The organism is Streptomyces capoamus (genome assembly GCF_014654935.1).
GTDB lineage: Bacteria > Actinomycetota > Actinomycetes > Streptomycetales > Streptomycetaceae > Streptomyces > Streptomyces capoamus.
In genome coordinates, this window is record NZ_BNBF01000018.1 from 97,000 (window position 1) to 105,027 (window position 8,028).

Annotated in this window: 8 protein-coding genes; 5 read left to right on the forward strand and 3 right to left on the reverse strand. The window is 75.9% G+C overall.

What is annotated here, in order from left to right:
- The first annotated feature begins 40 nt into the window (after nt 1-40).
- Together IE312_RS26160 and IE312_RS26165 are read left to right on the forward strand one after the other, a co-directional pair.
- Nucleotides 41-541, forward strand: coding sequence for a SigE family RNA polymerase sigma factor (locus tag IE312_RS26160; RefSeq protein ID WP_189984779.1), 501 nt, complete (start codon nt 41-43; stop codon nt 539-541).
- A 104-nt stretch (nt 542-645) separates the two neighbouring features.
- Nucleotides 646-1,938 (forward strand): hypothetical protein, encoded by a 1,293-nt coding sequence (locus IE312_RS26165; protein WP_189984780.1) that lies wholly within the window; start codon nt 646-648, stop codon nt 1,936-1,938.
- 26 nt (nt 1,939-1,964) lie between these two features.
- Here the strand turns inward: IE312_RS26165 and IE312_RS26170 are convergent, their stop codons facing one another.
- The 3 genes from IE312_RS26170 to IE312_RS26180 form a co-directional block, all read right to left on the reverse strand.
- Nucleotides 1,965-2,282, reverse strand: a complete 318-nt coding sequence (locus tag IE312_RS26170) for a hypothetical protein (protein ID WP_189984781.1) — start codon at nt 2,280-2,282, stop codon at nt 1,965-1,967.
- 110 nt (nt 2,283-2,392) lie between these two features.
- Nucleotides 2,393-3,442 (reverse strand): bile acid:sodium symporter family protein, encoded by a 1,050-nt coding sequence (locus tag IE312_RS26175; protein ID WP_189984782.1) that lies wholly within the window; start codon nt 3,440-3,442, stop codon nt 2,393-2,395.
- Nucleotides 3,443-3,511: 69 nt separating this feature from the next.
- Complete coding sequence (locus IE312_RS26180) at nt 3,512-4,180, reverse strand: DedA family protein (protein WP_189984783.1); 669 nt, start codon at nt 4,178-4,180, stop codon at nt 3,512-3,514.
- A gap of 194 nt (nt 4,181-4,374) precedes the next feature.
- Here IE312_RS26180 and IE312_RS26185 point away from each other — a divergent pair, with 194 nt between their 5' ends.
- From IE312_RS26185 to IE312_RS26195, 3 genes are read left to right on the forward strand one after another with little or no spacing between them, the layout of a single operon-like run.
- Nucleotides 4,375-4,659, forward strand: a complete 285-nt coding sequence (locus tag IE312_RS26185) for a hypothetical protein (RefSeq protein ID WP_189984784.1) — start codon at nt 4,375-4,377, stop codon at nt 4,657-4,659.
- Complete coding sequence (locus IE312_RS26190) at nt 4,659-7,211, forward strand: heavy metal translocating P-type ATPase (RefSeq protein ID WP_189984785.1); 2,553 nt, start codon at nt 4,659-4,661, stop codon at nt 7,209-7,211. Before IE312_RS26185 ends, IE312_RS26190 begins: the two co-directional genes overlap by 1 nt.
- Complete coding sequence (locus IE312_RS26195) at nt 7,208-7,738, forward strand: copper chaperone PCu(A)C (protein ID WP_189984786.1); 531 nt, start codon at nt 7,208-7,210, stop codon at nt 7,736-7,738. Before IE312_RS26190 ends, IE312_RS26195 begins: the two co-directional genes overlap by 4 nt.
- Nucleotides 7,739-8,028: the final 290 nt, after the last annotated feature.

Here is an 8,028-nt window from a genome sequence, read left to right on the forward strand (position 1 = left end):
CACCGCGTGTAAGAGGTGACGTCCGACCACGAAGGGACACATGGTGGGGGAAGCACCCGCGGACTACCTGGAGTTCGCAGCAGCCCGCAGCGGGCCGCTGATGCGGACCGCCTGCCTGCTCACAGGCGACTGGCACCTCGCCGAGGACCTGGTTCAGGAGACCCTCGCCAAGATGTACCGGTCGTGGCGGCGGATCAGCCGCGTGGAGTCGCCGGTGGCCTACGCCGACACCGTGCTCGTGCGGAGTTTCATCTCCCAGCGCCGCCGCCGCAGCTCCACAGAGCGCCCCAGCGACCGGCTGCCCGAAGCGGCCGGCCCCGCACGGGACACGGAGCTGCGGATCGCCCTGCTGGAGGGCCTGGCCCGGATGACGGCCAAGGACCGTGCCGTGCTGGTGCTCCGCTACTGGGAGGACCGCTCCGTGGAGGAGACCTCCCGGGTCCTGCAGCTGTCACCGGGAGCCGTCCGCACCCGGAGCATGCGCGCCCTGGAGCGGCTGCGCGCCCTGCTGGGCGACGAGCTGGCCGATCTGGCCGCATGACGAGCCCGACGAGCCCGGCGAGCCCGGCGAGCACGAAGAGCCCGGCCCCGGCGGCGCCCCCCGCCCCCGGCCCGACCGACGCCCCCGACGAACGGAGATCCACCATGTCTTCCCCCGAGGACCTCGAGGACCGGCTGGCCCGCGCCCTGACCAGCGCCGCCGGCACGTTCCCGCCCCCCTCCGCCGACCTGGTGCGGCGTTCCGTCGCGCGGGGCCGGCGGCTGCGGCTGCTGCGCGCCGTCCGGGTCGCCGCCGCCACGGCGGTCTGCGCGGCGGTCACCGCGGGCGGCGCCCTGGTGGCCACGGGCGCCGTCGGCGGCCGGGCCGGCGACGGTACGACGCGGCAGGCGGGCCCCGCCGCCTCCGGTCCCTCCGTCGGGCAGTCGTCCGCCCCGCGGGTCTCGTCCGTCAGCGGGGCGGAGATGGTCCGCACGCTCAAGAGCCTGCTGCCGCCCGGCGGCACCGTCTCCGCCGCGTCGGGGACGGGATCCCGGACGGACGGCCCCGACGTCCGGCCCACCGCCCGGCTCACCTACTCCACCGCGCGGGGGTCCTCCGGCATCACCCTCGACATCGCCCGGCTCGACCCCGGCCTGCCCGCGGACCAGCAGGGCGAGGGCGGCTGCCTGCCGGTGGAGGTGCGCCCGTACGACACGTGCCGGACCGAGAAGCTCCCCGGTGGCGCGCTGCTCAGCACCACCGAGTCGTTCACCTACCCCAACAGCGACACCGGGCAGAAGCGCTGGTACGTGGTCCTCACCACCGCGGCCGGGGCCCAGCTGACGGTGCAGGAGTTCGGCGGGGGCGGCGAGAAGGAGTCCGCCGGCGGAGCCGACCCCGTGCTGTCGACCGCCCGGCTGGCCTCCATCGTGCGCAGCCCCGCCTGGGACAGGGCGATCGCCGCGCTGCCGGCCCCGCGCACCCACGCGTCCCCCGGTCCCTCCGCCACCCGGCAGCGGGTCACGGGCACCCGGATGACCGAGGTGCTGCGCTCCCGGCTGCCGCACGGCGGCACCGTCTCCGACCTGCACGCGGACGACGGCCTGGTCCAGCTCGTGTACGACGACGGCCGGGGCAGGAACATGGTGGAGGTCGACGCGCAGTACGGCATGACCGCCCTCCTGGCCGGGCACATGGGCTGCGCCGGGGTCGAGGGCGACTGCCGGGCCACGACCCTGTCCGACGGCACCAAGGTCAAGAAGGTGCGGGGACCCTCGGAGAAGGGTGGTCCGGCCGTCGTGTGGCTGGTCGACGTGCTGTATCCGGACGGCCGCCGGGTGGCGGCGCGGGAGGTCAACTCGTACGCCGAAAGCGCTCCGGTGACCCGCCCGCGGCCGGCGCTGGCCATGGACGAGCTGGTGGCGATCGCACGCGACCAGCGCTACTTCACCGGCTGAGCGGAGCCGGGTGCGCCGCGGGGCCGTCAGGCGGGAGGCAGCAGGTCCGCCGCCGGCTCACCCATGAAGACGCTGTGGGTGCCGGGCACCTGCACCGCCAGCCCGGGAGGGATCACCTGGACGAAGGTGCCGGCGCAGCCCGGCACGTTGTGCACCAGCGCGGGTATGTCCGTGACGTTGAAGACGGTCGACAGGTGGGTCACCTCGAAGCACCCCTGCGGGCTGTCGTGACGGACTCCGTCGATCACCAGGAACCCGTTCGCGGCCAACGCCGACGAGGGAACGGCGAGCGCCAGCAACCCGGCGGCGCCGAGCGCGGTGAGTGTCGAGCCGATGTGACGCATGGACCCTCCTGACGTGCGGCCAGGCCCGTCCCGGCCCCGTAACCGACCGTACGGACCCGGCACCGCCCCGCATCCCGGCGTCCTCCGGACGGGCGACGGCCGCCTCGCGGTCACCCGGTCCTGGTGACGACGCGGTTCGCCGCCGTCTTCTGCAGCAGCCCGTACGCCAGGACCGGCAGGAGCAGGTGGGGTTTGTCGGGCAGGGCGGTGCTGATCAGGACGGCGCTCGCACTGCTGTTGTTCATGCCGCAGGCGAGGGTGAGGGACGAGGCCGCCGGTGCGTCCAGCCGCAGCAGCCGTGCCGCGCCGCGGCCGACGGTGAACGACACCAGGCAGACCAGCGCCGCCACGGCCAGCGCGGCGGCGAGCAGCAGCGGCCTCGGCTTCGCCAGGAAGGAGCCGAGGGCACCGCTGGCGTTGACGTACGTCAGCAGCAGGGAGCCGGCCAGGGCGGCCGGTACGACGGTCTCCAGCACCCGGCGCAGCGGCGGCGCGGGCAGCGCGAGACGGCACAGGACGCCCGCCGCACAGGGCAGGACGACACCGGCCAGCGCGAACCCGCCGTGGGTGGTCTGCTCGACCTGGGCGAGCCGGTCCCCGTAGCCGCCGCTGAGCAGGGGCAGCAGGGCGCCGACGACCAGAGGGACGGTGAGGGGGCTGAGCAGGGTGGAGGCGAGCACCAGCCCCACCATGGTCGGCTGGTCGCCGTCGCCCTTGCCGGTCCACACGGTGGCCCCGGCGGCGACGGGCATCGCCACGACCAGGATCATCGCGGTGACCAGACCGCTGCCGCCGTCGGTGTCCGGGGTCCGGCGCAGCAGGAAGGCGACGGCGGGGATGGCCAGCAGCGGGATCGACAGGTGCAGGACCAGCCCGGCCAGCAGGGCCGCCGGGCGCCGCAGCAGGCCGCCGAGCGCGGCCAGGGGCACCTGGAGCCCGGCGGAGAAGAGCACCAGGGAGAGCAGGAGCGGTGCGACGGGCACGGGCAGGGTGCCCGCCCCGCCCAGCGGCAGCGCGTGGTCCCGGCGCAGCCACAGCCCGGGCCCGGGCAGCAGCAGCGCGGCGGCGTAGGCGAGGACGACGGCCCGTCCCAGCCGGCGGCGCAGCGGGCCCGCGCCCCGCTCAGTCGCCGGCGGGGCGGCGGTCCGGCGGACCGACACGGCCCTCTTCCGTCACTCCCGCCCCCGGACGCCCGACGACGGAACCGTCGCGGGGCGGCAAGCCGGCGATCACCTGCTCCCCTCCTTCGCACCGGCGCCCCGGCGGGCGCGCAGCACCTCGGCGAGCAGCGGGATCAGGGACACGAGGGCGACCAGCGCGACGAGCGGCAGCAGGTAGCGGTCGACGTTCGGGACCGAGGACCCGAGCGCGTAGCCCGCGAGGGTCAGGCCGAGGCTCCAGACGAGGCCGCCGACCACCTGCCAGACCGTGAAGGTCCGCACCGGCACCTCCAGCGCGCCCGCCATCGGGTTCAGTACCGTCCGCACCACCGGCACGAAGCGGGCGAGTACGACCGCCTTGGCGTGCCCGTACCGCTCCAGCAGTTCCTCGGCGCGCCGCACACCCTCGTGCAGCCGCCGGGAGCGGCTGCGGCCGATCAGCGCGCCGCCCGCCCTGCGGCCGATCAGGTATCCGCACTGCGCCCCGGCCAGCGCGCCGACGGCCGCCGCGCACAGCAGCGGCGCCAGGGAGAGCCGCACGGTCCGGTCGGCCGTGCCGGTGCACAGCAGCCCCGCCGTGAACAGCAGGGAGTCACCCGGCAGGAAGAACCCGATCAGCAGTCCCGTCTCGGCGAACAGCACCACACCGACCCCCAGCACGCCGAAGGCGGCCAGCAGCGAGTGCGCGTCGAGCACGTTGACGGCCAGCTGCGCGGCCCCGTACGGCGGACTGGTCATGGCGGCCTTCCCTGCGGATCGGCTGGAAGCGGGCACCCGGAAGCGGATGACTACACCCGAGTAGACGGTCTACCGAACTGTAGACGAACGAGGGCGGGGCCGCCCTCCGGAACTCGGCCGCCGGCCGGTCCGACTCCTGAAGCGGTACGGCCCATCCGGTCGGGGCCGTACGACACGGACTGGAGACACGGCTGATGGACGACTTCCGGCGAACCCCCTCCGGCGCGGGTACGCGCCCGCGGAGGCCCGCGCCCCCGCCCGCCCTGTGCGGCTTCCTCCTGTTGCTGGCCCTGGTGTTCGCGGTGTCGTACGCCGTCGGAGCCGCTGCCGGCCCCGTCGCGCCCGGCATGCACGGCACGGGGACGGGCCGGGACGGCGGCGACGGTGACGGCGGCGCGGACGGAACGGACGGCATGGACGGAACGGACGGCATGGACGGCATGGACGGCATGGGGAGCCCGCACGGAGGGGGTCGCTGATGGGGGCGCCGACCGTGACGGACCGGGTGACGACCGAGCTGACCGTCGGCGGGATGACCTGCGCGGCCTGCGTACGGCGGGTGGAGAAGAAACTCGGGAGGCTGGACGGGGTGACGGCCACCGTCAACCTGGCCACCGGACGCGCCCGGGTGAACCATCCGGCGGACATCGGCGCCGAGCAGCTCGTCGCGGCCGTCGAACAGGCCGGCTGCACCGCCGCACTGCCCGGACCGCCCGCACCGCGGCGCGAGGACGAGCACACCGGTGCCGAGGGCGGCCGGCCCGAGCACGACCGGCTCCTGGTCACGGCGGTGCTCGCGCTGCCGGTGCTCGTGCTGTCGATGGTGCCGGGCCTGCAGTTCCGCAACTGGCAGTGGCTGTGCTTCGTGCTGACCGCGCCGGTCGCCGTGTGGAGCGCTTGGCCGTTCCACCTCCGGGCCCTGCGGGGCCTGCGGCACGCGGCGGCCACCATGGACACCCTGGTCTCGCTGGGGGTGGCGGCCTCCTTCTGCTGGTCGGCGTACGCGCTCTTCCTCGGCGGCGCCGGCCGGCCGGGCATGCGCATGCCGTTCACCGTGGTGCCCTCGGCAGCGGACGGCACCGCCCACCTCTACCTCGAGGCGGCGGTCGGCGTACCGCTGTTCGTCCTGGCCGGCAGGTACCTGGAGGCACGGGCCCGGCGCGCCACCGGGGCCGACCTGGGCGCCCTCGCCCGGCTCGCCGTCAAGGAGGTCTCGGTCCGGGAGGGCGGCGGCGAACGGCTGATCCCCGTGGAGCGGCTGACCGTCGGGCAGCTCTTCGTCGTACGGCCCGGGGAACGGGTCGCCACGGACGGCGAGGTGGTGGAGGGCGCCTCCGCGGTGGACCTGTCCCTGGTCACCGGAGAGAGCGAGCCGGTCGGGGTGCGGCCCGGTTCCGCCGTGGTCGGCGGAGCCGTCAACTCCGGCGGCCTGCTGCTCGTCCGGGCGACGGCCGTCGGGGCCGGGACCCGGCTGGCCCGCATCACCCGGATGGTGACCGAGGCGCAGGCCGGCAAGGCGCGGGCGCAGCGGCTCGCGGACGCGGTGGCGGGCGTCTTCGTGCCGGTCGTCCTGGCGCTGGCCGTCACGACGCTCGGGTTCTGGCTCGGTGCCGGCGCCGACCCGCAGGCCGCGGTCACCGCGTGCGTGGCGGTGCTGGTCGTCGCCTGCCCCTGCGCGCTGGGGCTGGCGACACCCACCGCGCTGATGGCCGCCACCGGACGGGGCGCCCGGCTGGGCGTGCTCGTCAGCGGGCCGCGGGCGCTGGAGGGACTGCGGCACGTCGACGTCGTCGTCCTGGACAAGACCGGCACGCTCACCTCCGGCCGCATGACCGTGGCCCGGGTGACGACCGTGCCCGGCGGACCGGACCGTGACGCGGTGCTGCGGCTGGCCGGCGCGGTCGAGCAGGGCTCGGAGCACCCGGTGGGGCGGGCCGTCACCGCGTACGCCCGCCGGGCACTGCCGAACGGGCCGCTGCCGGAGGTGAGCGACTTCCGCGCCGTACCCGGGCGGGGCGTCAGGGGGCGCGTCGAGGGCCGGCTGGTCGAGCTCCACGCCCCGGACGCGCTGCCCCAGGCTCTGGCGCCGGGCGACGCGCCGCTTCGGGGCCATGGGCCGGGCGACGTGCTGCCCCGGGTCCAGGGGCCGGGCGATGGGTTGCCTCAGGCTCTCGCGCCGGGCCACGCGCCTCGCCGGGTCCAAGGGTCGGGCGACGTGCTGCTTCGGTCCCAGGGGCCGGGCGACGTGCTCCCCCAGGCTCTCGCGCCGGGTGACGCGCCTCACCGGGTGCACGGGCCGGGCGATGGGTTGCCTCAGGCTCTCGCGTCGGGCGACGCGCCTCCCCGGGTCCACGGGCCGGGCGACGTGCTGCCCCAGGTCCTCGTCGATGCCCTGCGTGAGGCCGGGGCCGCCGCCCGTACCCCGGTCCTGGTCCGGGTCGACGGCGCGGTCGAGGCCCTGATCGAGGTCGGGGACGTCCTGCGCCCCGGGAGCTACCGTGCCGTGGACCGGCTGCGGCGTCTCGGCGTCCGGCCGGTGCTGGCCACGGGTGACCGGGAGGAGCCCGCCCGGGCCGTCGCGTCGGCCCTCGGCATCGACGAGGTGCATGCCCGCTGCTCGCCGGAGGACAAGGCCGCCCTCGTCCGTGGTCTGCGGAAACAGGGGTACCGGGTCGCGGTCGTCGGGGACGGCGTGAACGACGCCGCCGCGCTGGCCGGCGCGGACCTCGGCATCGCCCTGGGCACCGGTACCGACGCGGCCGTCGCGGCGGCCGACGTGACGCTGGTGCGCGGTGACGTCGAGGCGCTGCCGGACGCGGTACGGCTCGCCCGGCGCACCCTGGGCACCGTCCGCGCCAACCTGCTCTGGGCGTTCGGCTACAACGCCGTCACCGTGCCGCTCGCCATGGTCGGCCTGCTCGGTCCGATGCCCGCCGCTGCCGCCATGTCCGCCAGTTCGGTGCTGGTGGTCGGCAACAGCCTGCGGCTGCGTGCCTGGCAGTCGACGCCCGTCAGGAGGGCCACGCGATGACCGGGACGACCGAACGGCATCCCCGGCGGCCGTCGCGTCGCCGCCCGGCGGCGGACACCCTGCTCGCCGCACTCGTGCCCGTGGCCGCGTGCAGCCTCGCCCTCGGCGGCCTGACCACCTGGGTCGGGGCCGGGAAGGCGGGCAGTCCGCCGCGGATCGACGTGTCGTCCGGACGGGTCCTGCTGCCCTACGGCGACAGTACGCAGACCGCGGCCTTCTTCGACGTCGCCAACCGCGGCGGCTCGGACGACCGGCTGATCGGGGTGACGTCCCCCGGCAGCCCCGGCCCGGTCTCCCTCAGCCGGCACCGGACCACCGGCGGCGGGGCCGCCTACAAGGCCGGGGTGGCTGCGGTCACCGTCCCCGCCGGCGGCCGGCTGGCCATGTCGCCGCACGGCGTGGACGTCGTCCTGGGGGCGGCCGACTGGCGGGCGGGCGACCTCGTCCCCTTCACGCTGCACTTCGCGCACAGCGCGCCGGTCAGGACGCTCGCGGTGGTGACCCGCCCCGGCGGTCGGGCGTCCTGAACAAGTGTGTCGGACGGGAAAGCCGGTGAGTTCCGGCGGAGCGCCATGGTCTGGATCACACCCCGGGGATTGAGTGTGACACCCGGTCAATTTCCGTACCCGTCCCCGACGACCACGGCCCGGATGCGAGGATGGGGCGCCATGACAGCAGGGTGGTGCGCTCGCACGATACGGGCCGCGGTGTTCGCGGCCGTGTGCGTCGTGCTCGCCGCCCTGGGCCACGTCCTGATGTCCGGCAGCGACGTACCCGCGTGGGCCCTGGCCGCGGGCGCGGCCGGGACCGGCGCCGC